The following is a 17,096-nucleotide window of genomic DNA, read 5'->3' on the forward strand; positions in this document are numbered from 1 at the left end:
CTCCGGGCGGGCGCCGGCGCGGGACCGGCGGGCCCGCCGGCTCACACCAGCCAGGTGCCGTCGCGCATCAGGAGCCGGCCGGGCAGTTCGTCCTCCTCGCGCCAGGCCTTCACGGACCGGGGAGTCACCCGCAGGTAGACCCACGGCTCGCGGTCGCGGGGGTCCCAGCCCAGCTTGGCGGCGAACGCGTCGGCCGAGGCCCGCAGCAGGTCACGGCCCTCGACCACCTCCGCGAGGCCGTCCACCAGCACCACGTCACGGGTGTGTCCGAGGCTGAGCCGGACGCGGCCGCGCGGGGTGAGGTTCCGGGCGGTGGGGTTGGTCCGCCGCGTCGACATCAGGAGGGTCCCGTCGTCCCAGACGAACGACAGCGGTACGAGGAGGGGCTCGCCCGCGGCCGAGGCGGTCGCCACCCACAGGTCGTGGTCCTCCTCCAGCCGTCTGAGGACATCGCGCTTGCGCTGCTGCCGGTCGCGGACCGGCTCACGGATGATCATGGAGGCACGCTACGGGCCGGCCCGGCGTCGCACCTCGGGCATCGGACGGAGGGCCGGCGTACTAGGCCGTACCTGGAGGTCCACCGAAGGGGAGGAGGTTGAAGAATGGTGCCGTGAACGCAGTGAACGAAGAGAACCGCACCGACGAGGTCAGGCACGTGCTGGTCCTGCCCGACCGGGACGCGGCCGAGGAAGCCGCCGAGGCGCTCGCCGACCGCTACGAGCTGGACGAGGAGCCCCAACTGGTACGGGACGCCCTCGCCGGGGAGGACGACGCCGAGGACGCCCAGTGGCTCCTGGTGGTCGAGGACCCGGACGGTCGGCTGTCCCCGGTGGAGCTGGACGACTTCGCCGCCGAGTGGGACGGCTGGCGCGAGGAGCCGTAGGCGGACCGGTGGTGCGCGGCCGGGCCGGTGGTGCGGGGCGCGCGGCCGGGCCGGTGGGGCGGGGCGTGGGCGAGCTGGTGGGGCGGGCGGTGGCCGGGACGGGGTGTCGGTGGGCCGTGGGATGCTGGTCGTGATGGCTGCCAAGAAATCGACCGACGACCCGCTCGCCCCCGTCACCCTCGCCGTGGGCCAGGAGGATCTGCTGCTGGACCGCGCCGTCCAGCAGGTGGTGGCGGCCGCACGGGCCGCCGACGCCGACACGGACGTCCGCGACCTCACCGCCGACCAGCTCCAGCCCGGCGGCCTTGCCGAGCTGACGAGCCCGTCGCTGTTCGCCGAACGCAAGGTCCTGATCGTGCGCAACGCGCAGGACCTGTCGGCGGACACGGTCAAGGACGTCAAGGCGTACATCGCCGCGCCCGTGGAGGAGATCAGCCTCGTCCTCCTCCATCCGGGCGGCGCCAAGGGCAAGGGCCTGCTGGACGCGGCCCGCAAGGCGGGCGCGCGCGAGGTGGCGTGCCCCAAGACCACGAAGCCGGCGGAGCGGCTGACGTTCGTGCGGCAGGAGTTCCGGACGCTGGGGCGGTCGGCCACGCCGGAGGCGTGCCAGGCGCTCGTCGACGCGATCGGCAGCGACCTGCGGGAGCTCGCCAGCGCGGTCTCCCAGCTCACCGCGGATGTCGAGGGCACGATCGACGAGTCCGTCGTCGGCCGCTACTACACGGGTCGGGCCGAGGCGTCCAGCTTCAACGTCGCCGACCGCGCCGTGGAGGGGCGGGCGGCCGAGGCGCTGGAGGCGCTGCGCTGGTCCCTCTCGACGGGGGTGGCGCCCGTACTGATCACCAGCGCACTGGCGCAGGGTGTGCGGGCCATCGGCAAGCTGTCCTCCGCGCGGGGCGGGCGGCCCGCCGACCTCGCCCGTGAGCTGGGCATGCCGCCCTGGAAGATCGACCGCGTGCGGCAGCAGATGCGCGGCTGGACGCCTGACGGCGTGGCCATGGCCCTGCGGGCCGTCGCCGAGGCCGACGCGGGCGTCAAGGGCGGCGGCGACGACCCCGAGTACGCCTTGGAGAAGGCGGTGGTCGCCATCGCCCGGGCCGCCCGCTCCCGCCGCTGACGCCAGGACCGGCAGGCTGCGGCGACCGGCAGGCCTCGGCGACCGACAGGCCTCGGGGATCGCCGGGCCCTTACGTCCGGTGGGCCCTGCGTCCGCCGGGCCCCGCCCTGGGCGGCCCGGGCCCGGCCCCTCCCACAGCCGGTCTCCGGGGCTGTCCCCTCCTGCGGCCGGGCCCCGCGGCTGGACTCCGGGGTCGGGCTTCCGCGGTCAGTCCTTCCCCCTGCGGCTGGGCTTCCGCGGTCGGCCCCCGCAGTTGGGCCCCGTGGTCGGTCCCCTTCCGCAGTTGGGCTCCGGGGCCGGTTCTCTCCCGTGGCTGGGCCCTGCGGTCGGGCTTTCGGGGTCGCTCCCTCTCGCGGCTGGGCCCCTGCGTCCGCCGGGCCCCGCCCCGGGCGGCCCGGGTCCGGCCCCTCCCGCAGTCGGCCCCCGCAGTTGCGTCCCGGGGCCGTCCCCCTTCCGCAGCCGGACCCCGGGGCGGTCCTCTCCCGCAGCCGGACTCCGGGACTGTCCTCTCCCGCGGTCGGGCTCCGCAGCCGGGCACCGGGGGTGGCCTCTTCCGGAGCCGGGCCTCTCGCGGTTGGGCCTTTTGCGGTCGGGTGGGTCCTGGCATGCCGAAGGCCCCGGGCGCCCGTTCTGGGGAAAGAGCGGGGGCCGGGGCCTTCGGGATGTTCCAGGTGAGCCCGTACCCGCGTGGCGAACGCAGGCCGCGTACGGGCTCGGGGTGCCGGGCGGGAGCGTGGTTGAGAGGGCCCGCTTGGATCCCTTCCGGCGATCAAGTCGTCCGGTCCGTCACCCCGGGGCGCATGCCCGTGGGGATCCGGCCGGTTCCGGGGACGACGTCCCCGGGACTACAGGAGCTCAGCCCTGCAGGGCAGCCAGCTTGGACGCCAGCGCCGACTTCTTGTTGGCGGCGGCGTTCTTGTGGATGACGCCCTTGGAGACGGCCTTGTCCAGCTTGCGGGACGCCTCGCGAGTGGCCACGGTGGCCTTCTCGACGTCGCCGGAGGCGGCGGCCTCACGGGCCTTGCGGATCGCGGTCTTGAGCGACGACTTGACGGCCTTGTTGCGCAGGCGCGCCTTCTCGTTCGTCTTGTTCCGCTTGATCTGGGACTTGATGTTCGCCACGAAAGAGCCTTTTCAGGTTCGTAAGGATTCCTCGATGTGTGCCACGCTGCTGAGAGGGCCACGAGACACAGCTGCCCAGGCTACCAGCAGCGCTTCGAGCGGCCCAAACCGAGCGCCCGTCCCCGTCCGTGGGACCATGGAACCTACGTATCGATCCGACGTCGACCCGAGCAGAGACACCGGCGTACGCCCGGGCGTCTCGAGAATCAGGACCCTGCGTGCCCGCGACCCCTACCCACGTGCCCGAGCCGAGCCGTACCGACCCGGCACTGATCCGCAACTTCTGCATCATCGCGCACATCGACCACGGCAAGTCGACCCTTGCCGACCGGATGCTCCAGCTGACCGGTGTGGTCGAGCAGCGGCAGATGCGCGCTCAGTATCTCGACCGCATGGACATCGAGCGCGAGCGCGGCATCACCATCAAGTCCCAGGCCGTTCGGCTGCCCTGGGCACCCACCGAGGGTGAGCTGCAGGGCAGGACCCACATCCTCAACATGATCGACACCCCGGGCCACGTGGACTTCACGTACGAGGTGTCGCGCTCCCTCGCCGCCTGCGAGGGCACGATCCTCCTCGTCGACGCGGCCCAGGGCATCGAGGCGCAGACCCTCGCCAACCTGTACCTGGCGATGGAGAACGACCTCGCCATCGTCCCGGTCCTCAACAAGATCGACCTTCCGGCCGCCCAGCCGGAGAAGTTCGCCGAGGAGCTGGCGAACCTGGTCGGCTGCGAGCCCGACGACGTGATGCGCGTCTCGGCGAAGACGGGCCTGGGCGTCGAGGCGCTCCTCGACCGCGTCGTCAGGGACATCCCGGCCCCGGTCGGCGTCGCCGACGCCCCCGCCCGCGCGATGATCTTCGACTCGGTCTACGACTCGTACCGCGGCGTCGTCACCTACGTCCGGGTCATCGACGGCCAGCTCAACAAGCGCGAGCGCATCCGCATGATGTCGACCGGCGCCGCCCACGAGCTGCTGGAGATCGGCACCAACTCGCCGGAGATGCTCGCCGCCGACGGCCTCGGCGTGGGCGAGGTGGGCTACCTGATCACCGGCGTGAAGGACGTCCGCCAGTCCAAGGTGGGCGACACGATCACCAGCCACTCCAAGGGCGCCCAGGAGGCCCTCGGCGGCTACAAGGACCCCAAGCCGATGGTGTTCTCCGGCCTCTACCCGCTGGACGGCTCGGACTACCCGGAGCTGCGCGACGCCCTCGACAAGCTCCAGCTCAACGACGCCGCCCTGGTGTACGAGCCGGAGACCTCCGCGGCCCTCGGCTTCGGCTTCCGCGTGGGCTTCCTCGGGCTGCTCCACCTCGACGTGATCCGCGAGCGCCTGGAACGCGAGTTCGGCCTCGACCTGATCGCCACGGCACCGAACGTGGTCTACCGGGTCGTCATGGAGGACGGCGGCGAGCACGTCGTCACCAACCCGAGCGAGTTCCCCGAGGGCAAGATCAGCGAGGTGTACGAGCCGGTCGTCCGCGCCACGATCCTCGCGCCGTCCGAGTTCATCGGCTCGATCATGGAGCTGTGCCAGAACCGCCGCGGCACCCTCCTCGGCATGGACTACCTCTCCGAGGACCGCGTCGAGATCCGCTACACGCTGCCCCTCGCCGAGATCGTCTTCGACTTCTTCGACCAGCTGAAGTCCAAGACCCGCGGCTACGCGTCCCTCGACTACGAGCCCACCGGCGAGCAGAACAGCTCCCTGGTCAAGGTCGACATCCTGCTCCACGGCGACAAGGTCGACGCCTTCTCCGCCATCACGCACAAGGACCAGGCGTACGCGTACGGCGTGCGGCTCGTCGCCAAGCTGAAGGAGCTCATCCCGCGGCAGGCGTTCGAGGTGCCCGTCCAGGCCGCGATCGGCTCCCGCGTCATCGCCCGCGAGACGATCCGCGCCATCCGCAAGGACGTCCTCGCCAAGTGCTACGGCGGTGACATCTCCCGCAAGCGGAAGCTGCTGGAGAAGCAGAAGGAGGGCAAGAAGCGGATGAAGATGGTCGGCTCCGTGGAGGTCCCGCAGGAGGCCTTCATCGCGGTGCTGTCCAGCGACGAGTCCGGGGGCAAGGGCAAGAAGTAGCCCGGTGCCCCGGCCGCTCGACGCGCCGCCCGGCACGCCGCTCGTCGAGCCCCCGGTGAGCCGCTCACCTCGGCGTTCCGCCGCGCGGAGGCGCCCGTCCGGATGACGGACGGGCGCCTCCGCCTTTTCACGAAAGGCCCGCAGTCGTTATGAACCGGGTATGAATCGCGCGTCCGCAGCCCCTTACGCAGCGGACGGCGGCGTTCTAACCTGATCCCGCTCGGTGGTTACTCGCGAGTTAAACAGCCAGCCGTCGACCCGCTTTTCCCGCAGCAGCGAAGCGCCCGCGCGCCGTGCGCGCGGCACCTGCCAGGCCCGCCGGAGGACGCCCGTGAGCGACACACAGACCCTGATCGAGAACCGTCCGCCCTCGGTGGCGAGCCTCTTCCTCGAGCGGGTGGCGAAGACCCCGGACGCCGAGGCGTACCGCTACCCGGTGCCGTCCCCCGCCGGCCAGGGACCCGACGGCTGGAAGTCGCTCAGTTGGGCCCAGGCCGCGGACCGGGTGTACGCGATCGCCGCCGGGCTCGTCGACCTCGGCGTCCGGCCCGAGGAGCGCGTCGCCCTCGCCTCCGCCACACGCGTCGAGTGGATCCTGTGCGACCTCGGCGTCATGTGCGCCGGGGCGGCCACGACCACCGTCTACCCGCAGACCAACGCCGAGGAGTCCGCGTACATCCTCGCCGACTCCGAGAGCCGCGTCCTGATCGCCGAGGACGCCGCCCAGCTCGCGAAGGCCCGGGAGCGCCGCGCCGACCTGCCGGAACTCCACCACGTCGTGGTGATCGACGCGGCGGCGGCGGTGCCCGCCGACGGCGACCCGGACGGCTGGGTGCTGTCCCTCGCGGACCTGGAGGAGCGCGGCAGGGCGTACCTGGAGAAGCACCCCGAGGCGGTCCGGGAGCGGGTCGAGGCGATCACCGCCGACCAGCTCGCCACCCTCATCTACACCTCCGGCACCACGGGCCGTCCCAAGGGCGTGCGCCTTCCGCACGACAACTGGTCGTACATGGCGAAGGCCATCGCCGCGACCGGGCTGGTCCGCGACGACGACGTGCAGTACCTGTGGCTGCCGCTCGCCCACGTCTTCGGCAAGGTGCTGACCTCCGGGCAGATCGAGGTCGGCCACGTCACCGCCGTCGACGGCCGCATCGACAAGATCATCGAGAACCTGCCGGTCGTCCAGCCGACGTACATGGCGGCCGTGCCGCGCATCTTCGAGAAGGTCTACAACGGCGTCGCCGCGAAGGCCCGGGACGGCGGCCCCGCCAAGTACAAGATCTTCCAGTGGGCGGCCGGCGTCGCCCGCGACTACGCCAGGGCCACCCAGGACTCCTTCCGCCGCACCGGCCAGGCGAAGGCGCCCCTGGGCCTCGCCGCGAAGCACCGGGTCGCGGACGCGCTCGTGTACTCCAAGCTGCGCACGGCGTTCGGCGGGCGGCTGCGCGCCGCCGTGTCCGGCTCCGTCGCGCTCGCCCCGGAGATCGGCTACTTCTTCTCCGGCGCCGGCATCCACATCCTGGAGGGGTACGGACTGACGGAGTCGTCCGCCGCCTCCTTCGTGAACCCGGGCGAGGCGTACCGCACCGGCACGGTCGGCAAGCCGCTGCCCGGCTGCGAGGTGCGCATCGCGGACGACGGCGAGATCCTGCTGCGCGGCCCCGGCATCATGCAGGGCTACCACAAGCTCCCCGAGAAGACCGCCGAGGTGCTGGAGCCGGACGGCTGGTTCCACACGGGGGACATCGGCGAGCTGTCCGCCGACGGCTACCTGAAGATCACCGACCGGAAGAAGGACCTGTTCAAGACGTCCGGCGGCAAGTACATCGCGCCGACGGAGATCGAGGGCCACTTCAAGGCGCTGTGCCCGTTCGTCTCCAACATCGTCGTCCTCGGAGCCGACCGGAACTACTGCAGCGCCCTCATCGCGCTCGACGAGGCGGCGCTCCGGGGCTGGGCGCGGGAGCACGGCCTCGGTGACCGCCCGTACGCCGAGCTGGTCGCGACGCGGCAGGTCGAGGAGATGGTCCAGGGGTACGTGGACCGTCTCAACGAGGGCCTGCAGCGCTGGCAGACGGTCAAGAAGTTCCGGCTGCTCCCGCGCGACCTCGACGTGGAGCACGGCGAGCTGACGCCGAGCCTCAAGCTGAAGCGGCCCGTGGTGGAGCGCGAGTACAAGGACCTCATCGAGGAGATGTACGAGGGAGCCCGCGAGGCCTGACCGCCCCCGGCCCCGCCCGCCGCGTTCCCGCCCGCTGATCCCGTCCGCCGGCCCCGCCCACCTGCCGGTCCCGTCCGCCGACCCCACCCGCCGGTCCCGCCCGCGCCGACCGGCGGCCGGCGGGACCGGTGGCCGATGTGGGCGGGACCGGCGGGCCCCGTCCGCCGCCGCGCCGCGCACCGCGGCGGTGACGGACAATGGACCCCATGCCTTCCGTACTGCCCGATGGTGAGCCCGTGCCCGAGGACGGGGCCCTGCCCCCGTCCGCCCTCGACGGGCGCGCGGAGCGGCCGCTCGGGTTCTACCTGCACGTGCCGTACTGCGCGACCCGCTGCGGCTACTGCGACTTCAACACCTACACCGCCACCGAACTGCGCGGCTCCGGCGGCGTCCTCGCCTCCCGCGACAACTACGCGGCGACCCTCGTCGACGAGGTCCGGCTCGCCCGCAAGGTCCTCGGCGACGACCCCCGCCCCGTGCGGACGGTCTTCGTCGGCGGCGGCACGCCCACGTTGCTCGCCGCCGAGGACCTCGTCCGCATGCTCGGCGCCGTCCGGGACGAGTTCGGCCTCGCGGACGACGCCGAGATCACCACGGAGGCCAACCCGGACTCGGTCGACCCGGCGTACCTGGCCGCGCTCCGCGAGGGCGGCTTCAACCGCGTCTCCTTCGGCATGCAGAGCGCCCGGCGGCACGTCCTGGAGGTCCTCGACCGCACCCACACCCCCGGCCGCCCCGAGGCGTGCGTCGCCGAGGCCCGCGCCGCCGGCTTCGACCACGTCAACCTCGACCTGATCTACGGCACCCCCGGCGAGAGCGACGACGACTGGCGGGCCTCCCTCGACGCCGCGATCGGCGCCGGACCCGACCACGTCTCCGCGTACGCCCTGATCGTCGAGGAGGGCACCCGGCTCGCCCACCGCATTCGGCGCGGCGAGGTCCCGATGACCGACGACGACGTGCACGCCGACCGGTACCTGATCGCGGACTCCGTCCTCGCGGAGGCCGGGTTCCACTGGTACGAGGTGTCGAACTGGGCCGCCTCCGAGGCGGGCCGCTGCCTCCACAACGAGCTGTACTGGCGCGGCGCCGACTGGTGGGGCGCCGGGCCCGGCGCGCACAGCCACGTCGGCGGCGTCCGCTGGTGGAACGTGAAGCACCCCGGCGCCTACGCCGCCGCCCTCGCCGGGGGCCGCTCGCCGGGCGCCGGGCGGGAGGTCCTGACGGAGGAGGACCGCCGCGTCGAGCGCGTCCTGCTGGAGCTGCGGCTCCGGGAGGGCATCCCCCTGTCGCTGCTGCGCCCGGCGGGCCTGGCCGCCGCCGCGCGCGCCGTGCGCGACGGGCTGCTCGACCCCGCCCCGTACGGGGAGGGGCGCGCCGTCCTGACCCTGCGCGGGCGGCTCCTCGCGGACGCGGTGGTGCGGGACCTGGTGGACTGAGGGGACTGAGGAGACCTAGCGGACTGGGTGGACCGAGCGGGCTGAGGGGCGCCGCGCGGGCGGGCGCTACGGCGCCGTCACGAAGTCGATCAGTTCCTCCACCCGGCCCAGCAGCGCCGGCTCCAGGTCCTTGTACGACCGGACCCGGCCCAGGATGCGGCGCCAGGCCGCGCCGGTGTCCTCGGGCCAGCCCAGGGCCCGGCACACGCCCGTCTTCCAGTCCTGGCCGCGCGGCACGGCCGGCCAGGCCGGGATGCCCAGCGACGACGGCTTCACGGCCTGCCACACGTCGACGTACGGGTGCCCCGCCACCAGGACGTGCGGATCCGTGACCGACGCGGCGATCCGCGACTCCTTCGACCCCGGCACCAGGTGGTCCACCAGCACCCCGAGGCGGGCGTCGGGGCCGGGCCGGAAGTCGCGGACGACCGCCGGCAGGTCGTCGACGCCCTCCAGGTACTCCACGACGACGCCCTCGACGCGCAGGTCGTCGCCCCACACCTTCTCCACCAGCTCGGCGTCGTGGCGGCCCTCCACGTAGATCCGTCCCGCCCGCGCCACCCGCGCCCGCGCGTCCGGCACGGCGACCGACCCGGACGCCGTGCGGGCCGGCCGCGCCGGCGCGGGGGCGGCCGGGCGGACCAGCGTCACCGGACGGCCCTCCAGCAGGAAGCCGCGCGGCACGAGCGGGAAGACCCGGTGCCTGCCGAAGCGGTCCTCCAGCGTCACCGTGCCCGCCTCGCACCCCACCACCGCCCCGCAGAACCCGGTGGCGGCCTCCTCGACCACCAGGTCGGGCCCGGCGGGCACCTCCGGCACGGGGGCCTGCTTCTTCCACCGCGGGGTCAGGTCGGGGTCGTAGGCGCGCATGCGCCAGACGCTACGACACAGCGAACCTGCGGGCCAGCTCCTCCCGTTGGGCGCGTACGAACGCGGCGTCCACCACCGCGCCGTGCCCCGGCACGTACGCCGCGCCCTCCCCGCCCAGCTCCAGCAGCCGGTCCAGCGCGGCCGGCCAGCGCGACGGGATCGCGTCCGGGCCCGCCTGGGGCTCGCCCGACTCCTCCACCAGGTCCCCGCAGAACACCACCCCGGGCGTGCCGTCCGCCGCGCCCGGCACCAGCAGCGCCAGGTCGTGGCCGGTGTGCCCGGGGCCCGCGTTCACCAGCAGTACCTGCCGGCCGCCCAGGTCGAGCGTCCACTCGCCGCACACGAGGTGGTGCGGGTGCACCAGGACGTCCACGGCCTCGCCCGCCTCGTCCTCGGCGACGCCCTCCCGCACGGCGTCCGCCCGCAGCGCGTCCCGCTCCCGCGTCAGCACCTCGTCCAGACCCACGGCACCGAACACCTGTGCGCCCGCGAAGGCGGCGGCACCCAGCACGTGGTCGAAGTGCGAGTGGCTCAGTGCGATGTGCGTCACGCGCCGCCCGCCCAGCAGCCCCTGGACCTGGGCGCGGATCTCCGCGCCCTCCCGCAGCGTGGAACCCGCGTCGAACAGCAGGGCGGCCCCGTCCCCGACGACCAGTCCGACCGTGGCGTCCCAGCCGGGGAGCCGCCTGCGGCCCACCCCGGCCGCGAGCCGCTCCCACCCGAACTCTTCCCAACCGACGTCCATACCGCGACGCTATCGGCAATGCCCGCGGCCGGCGCGCGATACGGTGATCGGCCGCCGGGCACCGCCGCGCTCCCCACGCCGCCCTTGCCAGGCATTGACCTCGGCGCCGTACACTGGCCGCGGGGATGATTGGCACTCGGACACGGCGAGTGCCAGCAGACGTCAGCCGACCGGAGCCAGCTGGAGGTGCGCGCCGTGCTCAGTGAACGCAGACTCGAGGTGCTGCGCGCGATCGTTCAGGACTACGTCGGTACGGAGGAGCCCGTCGGCTCCAAGGCGCTCACCGAGCGCCACAACCTGGGCGTGTCGCCGGCCACCGTGCGCAACGACATGGCGGTGCTGGAGGAGGAGGGGTTCATCGCCCAGCCCCACACCAGCGCCGGACGCATCCCCACGGACAAGGGCTACCGCCTCTTCGTCGACAAGCTCGCCGGAGTCAAGCCGCTGTCGCCGCCTGAGCGCCGGGCCATCCAGAACTTCCTGGACGGCGCGGTGGACCTGGACGACGTCGTGGGGCGCACGGTCCGGCTACTGGCCCAGCTGACCCGCCAGGTCGCGGTCGTGCAGTACCCGTCGCTGACCCGGTCGACCGTGCGCCACGTCGAGCTGCTGTCGCTGGCCCCGGCCCGGCTGATGCTCGTCCTGATCACGGACACCGGGCGGGTGGAGCAGCGCATGGTCGACTGCCCCGCCCCGTTCGGCGAGACCTCCGTCGCCGACCTGCGCGCCCGGCTGAACAGCCAGGTCGCCGGCCGGCGGTTCGCCGACGTGCCGCAGTTGGTGCAGGACCTCCCGGAGTCCTTCGACCCGGAGGACCGCGGGACGGTCTCCACGGTGCTCTCCACGCTGCTGGAGACGCTGGTGGAGGAGACCGAGGAGCGCCTGGTGATCGGCGGGACCGCCAATCTCACGCGCTTCGGACACGACTTCCCGCTCACCATCCGGCCCGTGCTGGAGGCGCTGGAGGAGCAGGTCGTGCTCCTCAAGCTGCTCGGTGAGGCGACGGACCCGGCCATGACCGTGCGCATCGGCCACGAGAACGCCCACGAGGGGCTGAACTCCACGTCCGTCGTCGCGGTCGGCTACGGTTCGGGCGACGAGGCGGTCGCCAAACTCGGCGTGGTCGGACCGACCCGCATGGACTACCCCGGAACGATGGGAGCGGTACGCGCAGTGGCACGTTACGTCGGACAGATCCTGGCGGAGTCGTAAGTGGCCACGGACTACTACGCCGTACTCGGCGTGCGCCGCGACGCGTCCCAGGACGAGATCAAGAAGGCATTCCGGCGGCTCGCCCGCGAGCTGCACCCGGATGTCAACCCCGATCCGAAGACGCAGGAGCGGTTCAAGGAGATCAACGCCGCGTACGAGGTGTTGTCGGACCCGCAGAAGAAGCAGGTCTACGACCTCGGCGGCGACCCCCTGTCGTCGTCCGGCGGGGCCGGCGCGGGCGCGGGCTTCGGCGCGGGCGGCTTCGGGAACTTCTCCGACATCATGGACGCCTTCTTCGGCACGGCGTCCCAGCGCGGCCCGCGGTCGCGCACCCGCCGCGGCCAGGACGCGATGATCCGGCTGGAGGTCGAGCTCGACGAGGCGGCCTTCGGCACGACGAAGGAGATCCAGGTCGACACGGCCGTCGTGTGCGCGACGTGCTCGGGTGAGGGCGCCGCGCCGGGCACCTCGGCGCAGACGTGCGACATGTGCCGCGGCCGCGGCGAGGTGTCGCAGGTGACGCGGTCCTTCCTGGGCCAGGTCATGACGTCCCGCCCGTGCCCGCAGTGCCAGGGCTTCGGGACGGTCGTGCCGACGCCGTGCCCCGAGTGCGCGGGCGACGGCCGGGTGCGGTCCCGGCGGACGCTCACGGTCAAGATCCCGGCCGGCGTCGACAACGGCACGCGCATCCAGCTCGCCGGCGAGGGCGAGGTCGGCCCCGGCGGCGGCCCGGCGGGCGACCTGTACGTGGAGATCCACGAGCTGCCGCACCCGGTGTTCCAGCGGCGCGGCGACGACCTGCACTGCACGGTGACGATCCCGATGACGGCGGGCGCGCTCGGCACGAAGGTGCCGCTGGAGACGCTCGACGGCATGGAGGAGGTCGACATCCGGCCCGGTACGCAGTCGGGCCAGTCGATCCCGCTGCACGGCCGCGGTGTCACGCACCTGCGCGGCGGCGGGCGCGGCGACCTGATCGTCCACGTCGAGGTCCAGACGCCCACGAAGCTGGACGCGGAGCAGGAGCGCCTGCTGCGCGACCTGGCGAAGCTGCGCGGCGAGGAACGGCCCACGGGCCAGTTCGCGCCGGGCCAGCAGGGGCTGTTCTCGCGGCTGAAGGACGCGTTCAACGGCCGTTAGCGGCCCCCGGCGGCGCGCCGCCGGATCCGGCCCCGACCCTCGGGGCCGGGGGTTCGACGGGGGCGCGGAGCGTGACACCATGCGTGCATGCCCTCCGCGCTGACCGATCTCTGCCGCTACCCGATCGTGCAGGCCCCCATGGCGGGCGGCGCCTCGTGCCCGCAGCTCGCGGCGGCCGTGTCCGAGGCCGGTGGCCTCGGCTTCCTGGCCGCCGGGTACAAGACGGCCGACGGCATGTACCAGGAGGTCCAGCAGCTCCGGAGCCTCACCGCGCGGCCCTTCGGCGTGAACCTGTTCATACCGCAGCCGGGCCAGGCGGACGCTGCCGCCGTCGAGGTGTACCGCCAGCAGCTCGCCGGTGAGGCCGCCTGGTACGAGACGCCGCTCGGCGACCCCGACGCCGGCCGGGACGACGGCTACGACGCGAAGCTGGCGATCCTCCTCGACGACCCGGTGCCGGTCGTGTCCTTCACGTTCGGCTGCCCCGCGCCCGACACGGTGGCGGCCCTCGCGCGCGTGGGCACCCGGACCGTCGTGACGGTCACCGGCCCCGACGAGGCGCGGGCCGCCGAGCGGGCCGGCGCCGACGCCGTGTGCGTGCAGGGCGTCGAGGCCGGCGGCCACCAGGGCACGCACCGGGACGACCCGGAGACCGAGTGCTCCGGCACCGGGCTGCTGGCGCTGATCACCCAGGTCCGCGAGGCCGTGGGGCTGCCGATGCTCGCCGCGGGCGGCCTGATGCGCGGCGGCCAGATCGCCGCCGTCCTCGCGGCGGGCGCCGAGGCCGCGCAGCTCGGCACCGCCTTCCTGGTCTGCCCGGAGTCCGGCGCCGACCCCCTGCACAAGCGGGCCGTGACGGACCCGCTGTTCACCCACACCGAGCTGACCCGCGCCTTCTCCGGCCGCCCCGCCCGGGGCCTGGTCAACCGGTTCGTGCGGGAGCACGGGCCGTACGCCCCGGCCGCGTACCCCGAGGTGCACCACCTGACCAGCGGGCTGCGCAAGGCCGCGGCCAGGGCGAAGGACCCGCAGGGCATGGCCCTGTGGGCCGGCCAGGGCCACCGGCTGGCCCGGGAGCTGCCCGCCGGGCAGCTCGTCGAAGTACTCCGTTCCGAACTCCGGTCGGCCCTTGAGGCGCCGGCCCTGAGAGGTGTGTCATGACCGCCCCCGTCTTCGTCGCCGACGACCTGACGGCCGCCGCGCCCGGCGCGGTGCTCACCCTGGACGGGCCGGAGGGGCGGCACGCCGTGTCGGTGCGCCGGCTGCGGACCGGCGAGGAGGTCGTCCTCACGGACGGCGCCGGGCGCGGCGCGTACGGCACCGTCGCCGCCGTGGAGGGCAAGGACCGCCTCGACGTGGCCGTCGCGGAGGTGCGGGACGAGCCCGTGCCCACGCCCCGCATCACCGTCGTCCAGGCACTCCCCAAGGGCGACCGGGGCGAACTGGCGGTCGAGACGATGACCGAGACCGGTGTCGACGCGGTCGTGCCGTGGGCGGCGTCGCGGTGCGTCACGCAGTGGAGGGGCGAGCGCGGGCTGAAGGCGCTGGCGAAGTGGCGGGCCACCGCCCGCGAGGCGGGCAAGCAGTCCCGCAGGCTCCGCTTCCCCGACGTCGCCGACGCGGCCGGCACCAAGGCGGTGGCCCGGCTGCTCGCTGACGCCGACTTCGCGGCCGTGCTGCACGAGGAGGGCGCCGAGCCGCTCGCCACCGCCCCGCTGCCCGCGACCGGTGAGATCGTGCTGGTCGTCGGCCCCGAGGGCGGCGTCGCGCCCGACGAGCTCGCCGTGTTCGCGGAGGCCGGCGCCAGGCCGTACCGGCTCGGGCGGAGCGTCCTGCGCACCTCCACGGCCGGCACGGCGGCGGCGGCGCTCCTCCTCGGGCGCACCGGACGGTGGTCCTGATCCGGCCCGACGGGCGGCGATAGGGTACGGACGTATCTGCCGTCCGAGTCGAGAGAGGGCTGCCAGCATGGCCGGAGAGCCGCGCAGCGACTGCCTGTTCTGCAAGATCGTGGCGGGGGAGGTGCCCGCCACCGTCGTCCGCGAGACGGAGACCACCGTCGCGTTCCGCGACATCAACCCCCAGGCACCCACCCACGTGCTGGTCATCCCCAAGGAGCACCACCCCGACGCCGCCGCGCTCGCCGCCGCCGCGCCGGAGGTCGCCGCCGACGTGCTGCGCGAGGCGGGGGAGGTCGCCGCGCAGGAGAAGATCGACGACGCCGGCTACCGGATCGTCCTCAACACGGGCGCGGGGGCCGGCCAGACCGTCTTCCACGCGCACGCCCACGTCCTCGGCGGCCGCGGCCTCGAGTGGCCCCCCGGGTAGACCGCGTGTCCGTACGAGAGCTCGTCGTGCTGGGCACCGCAAGCCAGGTGCCCACACGCCACCGGAACCACAACGGCTACCTGCTCCGCTGGGACGGCGAGGGGATCCTCTTCGACCCGGGCGAGGGCACCCAGCGCCAGATGCTGCGCGCCGGGGTCGCCGCGCACGACATCGACCGGATCTGCGTCACGCACTTCCACGGCGACCACTCCCTCGGCCTCGCCGGGGTCGTCCAGCGCATCAACCTCGACCAGGTCCCGCACCCCGTCACCGCCCACTACCCGGCGTCCGGGCAGCGGTTCTTCGAGCGGCTGCGGTACGCCACCGCCTACCGCGAGCGCGCCGACATCGTGGAGGCGCCCGTCGCCGCCGACGGGCCCGTCGCGCGGACGCCCGGGTACGTGCTGGAGGCACGCCGCCTGTCGCACCCCGTGGAGTCGTTCGGCTACCGGCTGACGGAGCCGGACGGGCGCCGCATGCTGCCCGAGCGGCTCGCGGCGCACGGCATCGAGGGTCCCGACGTGGGCGTCCTCCAGCGGGAGGGCGCCCTGCGCGGGGTACGGCTGGAGGACGTCAGCGAGGTACGGCCCGGCCAGCGCTTCGCCTTCGTCATGGACACCCGCCTCTGCGACGGCGTCCACGCGCTCGCCGAGGGCTGCGACCTGCTCGTCATCGAGTCGACGTTCCTCGACGAGGACACGGACCTCGCCGTCGAGCACGGCCACCTGACCGCGGGGCAGGCCGCCGCCGCGGCCCGCGACGCGGGCGTCCGGCACCTCGTCCTCACCCACTTCTCGCAGCGGTACGGCGACCCGTCCGCCTTCGAGCGGCAGGCCCGCGCGGCCGGGTTCGACGGCGAGCTGACCGTCGCCCAGGACCTCATCCGCGTCCCCCTCCCCAAGCGCCCCTAGGACCACCCCCGATGAACCTCCCCGAAGACCTCCCCAAGGCGGAACTCCACCTCCACATCGAGGGCACCCTCGAACCCGAGCTGGCCTTCGCCCTCGCCGCCCGCAACGGCGTCGACCTGCCCTACGCCTCCGCGGAGGAGCTGCGCCGGGCGTACCGGTTCGACGACCTCCAGTCGTTCCTCGACCTGTACTACGCGCTCATGGCCGTCCTGCGCACCGCGGACGACTTCGCCGAGCTAGCCGACGCCTACCTCGCGCGGGCCGCCGCGCAGGGCGTCCGGCACGCCGAGATCTTCTTCGACCCGCAGGCCCACACCGACCGTGGCGTCCCCCTCGGCACGGTCGTCGAGGGCCTCGCCGGGGCGCTGGAGCGCAGCGAGGAGCGGCACGGCGTCACCACGCAGCTGATCATGTGCTTCCTGCGGGACCGGTCCGCCGAGTCCGCGCGGGAGACCCTCGACGCCGCGCGGCCGTACCTGGACCGCATCGCCGGCGTCGGGCTCGACTCGGCGGAGGTCGGCCACCCGCCCGCCAAGTTCCGCGAGGTGTACGAGGCGGCCGGCGCGCTGGGCCTGCGGAGGGTCGCCCACGCCGGCGAGGAGGGCCCGCCGTCGTACGTCCGCGAGGCCCTGGACGTCCTCGGCGTCGAGCGGATCGACCACGGGCTGCGCGCCATGGAGGACCCGGAGCTGGTGCGGCGGCTGGTACGGGACCGGGTGCCGCTCACGCTGTGCCCGCTGTCCAACGTCCGGCTGCGCGCCGTGGACCTCCTGGAGGACCACCCGCTGAAGGCGATGATGGACGCCGGGCTGCTGGTCACCGTCAACTCCGACGACCCCGCGTACTTCGGCGGATACGTGGGCGACACCTTCCACGCCGTCCGTGAGGCCCTCGCCCTCACCGAGGACGATTTGCGCCGGCTCGCCCGCAATTCCTTCGAGGCGGCGTTCCTCGACCACGACGAGGACCTGCGCGCGCGGTACCTGGCCGAGGTCGACGCCTACACCTTCGACTGAGGGAC

At 73.7% G+C, this 17,096-nt stretch carries 16 protein-coding genes; 12 read left to right on the plus strand and 4 right to left on the minus strand.

Annotated elements, in window-relative coordinates; all coding sequences use genetic code 11:
- Positions 1-41 precede the first annotated feature (41 nt).
- Complete coding sequence (locus RND61_RS13110) at positions 42-497, minus strand: pyridoxamine 5'-phosphate oxidase family protein (RefSeq protein ID WP_315878074.1); 456 nt, start codon at positions 495-497, stop codon at positions 42-44.
- A 158-nt stretch (positions 498-655) separates the two neighbouring features.
- Between RND61_RS13110 and RND61_RS13115 the strand changes: the two genes are divergently transcribed.
- The gene (locus RND61_RS13115; protein WP_315878127.1) at positions 656-883 is read left to right on the plus strand and encodes a hypothetical protein; all 228 of its coding nucleotides are present in this window, start codon (positions 656-658) and stop codon (positions 881-883) included.
- Positions 884-1,016: 133 nt separating this feature from the next.
- Positions 1,017-2,000: a DNA polymerase III subunit delta gene (gene holA / locus RND61_RS13120; RefSeq protein WP_315878075.1), complete on the plus strand. Its 984-nt coding sequence runs from the start codon at positions 1,017-1,019 to the stop codon at positions 1,998-2,000.
- 855 nt (positions 2,001-2,855) lie between these two features.
- Here the strand turns inward: holA and rpsT are convergent.
- A complete protein-coding gene (gene rpsT / locus RND61_RS13125; protein ID WP_315878076.1) occupies positions 2,856-3,122 on the minus strand; it encodes a 30S ribosomal protein S20 in 267 nt (88 codons plus the stop codon).
- A 218-nt stretch (positions 3,123-3,340) separates the two neighbouring features.
- Between rpsT and lepA the strand changes: the two genes are divergently transcribed.
- The 3 genes from lepA (at position 3,341) to hemW (ending at position 8,869) form a co-directional block, all read left to right on the plus strand.
- A complete protein-coding gene (lepA, locus tag RND61_RS13130) occupies positions 3,341-5,209 on the plus strand; it encodes a translation elongation factor 4 (protein WP_315878077.1) in 1,869 nt (622 codons plus the stop codon).
- A gap of 331 nt (positions 5,210-5,540) precedes the next feature.
- Complete coding sequence (locus RND61_RS13135) at positions 5,541-7,430, plus strand: AMP-dependent synthetase/ligase (RefSeq protein WP_315878078.1); 1,890 nt, start codon at positions 5,541-5,543, stop codon at positions 7,428-7,430.
- Positions 7,431-7,627: 197 nt separating this feature from the next.
- Positions 7,628-8,869, plus strand: a complete 1,242-nt coding sequence (gene hemW, locus RND61_RS13140) for a radical SAM family heme chaperone HemW (RefSeq protein WP_315878079.1) — start codon at positions 7,628-7,630, stop codon at positions 8,867-8,869.
- A gap of 66 nt (positions 8,870-8,935) precedes the next feature.
- Here the strand turns inward: hemW and RND61_RS13145 are convergent, their stop codons facing one another.
- Positions 8,936-9,739, minus strand: a complete 804-nt coding sequence (locus RND61_RS13145) for a DUF3097 domain-containing protein (RefSeq protein ID WP_315878080.1) — start codon at positions 9,737-9,739, stop codon at positions 8,936-8,938.
- A gap of 10 nt (positions 9,740-9,749) precedes the next feature.
- Positions 9,750-10,484 carry an MBL fold metallo-hydrolase gene (locus tag RND61_RS13150; RefSeq protein ID WP_315878081.1) on the minus strand — a complete coding sequence of 245 codons (735 nt, stop codon included), beginning with the start codon at positions 10,482-10,484 and terminating at the stop codon, positions 9,750-9,752.
- Between the two features lie 195 nt (positions 10,485-10,679).
- Here RND61_RS13150 and hrcA point away from each other — a divergent pair, with 195 nt between their 5' ends.
- From hrcA to RND61_RS13185, 7 genes are all read left to right on the plus strand, one after another.
- A complete protein-coding gene (gene hrcA / locus RND61_RS13155; RefSeq protein WP_315878082.1) occupies positions 10,680-11,696 on the plus strand; it encodes a heat-inducible transcriptional repressor HrcA in 1,017 nt (338 codons plus the stop codon).
- Positions 11,697-12,836 (plus strand): molecular chaperone DnaJ, encoded by a 1,140-nt coding sequence (gene dnaJ / locus RND61_RS13160; protein ID WP_315878083.1) that lies wholly within the window; start codon positions 11,697-11,699, stop codon positions 12,834-12,836.
- 87 nt (positions 12,837-12,923) lie between these two features.
- Positions 12,924-13,997 carry a nitronate monooxygenase gene (locus RND61_RS13165; RefSeq protein WP_315878084.1) on the plus strand — a complete coding sequence of 358 codons (1,074 nt, stop codon included), beginning with the start codon at positions 12,924-12,926 and terminating at the stop codon, positions 13,995-13,997.
- Positions 13,994-14,737, plus strand: coding sequence for a 16S rRNA (uracil(1498)-N(3))-methyltransferase (locus RND61_RS13170; protein ID WP_315878085.1), 744 nt, complete (start codon positions 13,994-13,996; stop codon positions 14,735-14,737). The genes RND61_RS13165 and RND61_RS13170 overlap by 4 nt, the downstream gene beginning before the upstream one ends.
- Positions 14,738-14,804: 67 nt before the next feature.
- Entirely contained in the window at positions 14,805-15,164 is a 360-nt protein-coding gene (locus tag RND61_RS13175) for a histidine triad nucleotide-binding protein (protein ID WP_315878086.1), read from the plus strand.
- A 5-nt stretch (positions 15,165-15,169) separates the two neighbouring features.
- Positions 15,170-16,075, plus strand: a complete 906-nt coding sequence (locus tag RND61_RS13180; RefSeq protein WP_315878087.1) for a ribonuclease Z — start codon at positions 15,170-15,172, stop codon at positions 16,073-16,075.
- A gap of 11 nt (positions 16,076-16,086) precedes the next feature.
- On the plus strand, positions 16,087-17,091 hold the full coding sequence (locus RND61_RS13185) for an adenosine deaminase (RefSeq protein WP_315878088.1): 1,005 nt from the start codon (positions 16,087-16,089) through the stop codon (positions 17,089-17,091).
- The last annotated feature ends 5 nt before the right edge of the window (positions 17,092-17,096 follow it).

Source organism: Streptomyces tamarix (genome assembly GCF_032423885.1).
Lineage (GTDB): Bacteria > Actinomycetota > Actinomycetes > Streptomycetales > Streptomycetaceae > Streptomyces > Streptomyces tamarix.

What these genes read in the sequence shown, in the direction of transcription:
- RND61_RS13170 (WP_315878085.1), top strand. Translation starts at nt 13,994, where the DNA reads ATGACCGCCCCCGTCTTCGTCGCCGACGACCTGACGGCCGCCGCGCCC.
- hemW (WP_315878079.1), top strand. Translation starts at nt 7,628, where the DNA reads ATGGACCCCATGCCTTCCGTACTGCCCGATGGTGAGCCCGTGCCCGAG.
- RND61_RS13165 (WP_315878084.1), top strand. Translation starts at nt 12,924, where the DNA reads ATGCCCTCCGCGCTGACCGATCTCTGCCGCTACCCGATCGTGCAGGCC.
- RND61_RS13175 (WP_315878086.1), top strand. Translation starts at nt 14,805, where the DNA reads ATGGCCGGAGAGCCGCGCAGCGACTGCCTGTTCTGCAAGATCGTGGCG.
- RND61_RS13185 (WP_315878088.1), top strand. Translation starts at nt 16,087, where the DNA reads ATGAACCTCCCCGAAGACCTCCCCAAGGCGGAACTCCACCTCCACATC.
- holA (WP_315878075.1), top strand. Translation starts at nt 1,017, where the DNA reads ATGGCTGCCAAGAAATCGACCGACGACCCGCTCGCCCCCGTCACCCTC.
- RND61_RS13110 (WP_315878074.1), bottom strand. Translation starts at nt 497, where the DNA reads ATGATCATCCGTGAGCCGGTCCGCGACCGGCAGCAGCGCAAGCGCGAT.
- RND61_RS13150 (WP_315878081.1), bottom strand. Translation starts at nt 10,484, where the DNA reads ATGGACGTCGGTTGGGAAGAGTTCGGGTGGGAGCGGCTCGCGGCCGGG.
- RND61_RS13145 (WP_315878080.1), bottom strand. Translation starts at nt 9,739, where the DNA reads ATGCGCGCCTACGACCCCGACCTGACCCCGCGGTGGAAGAAGCAGGCC.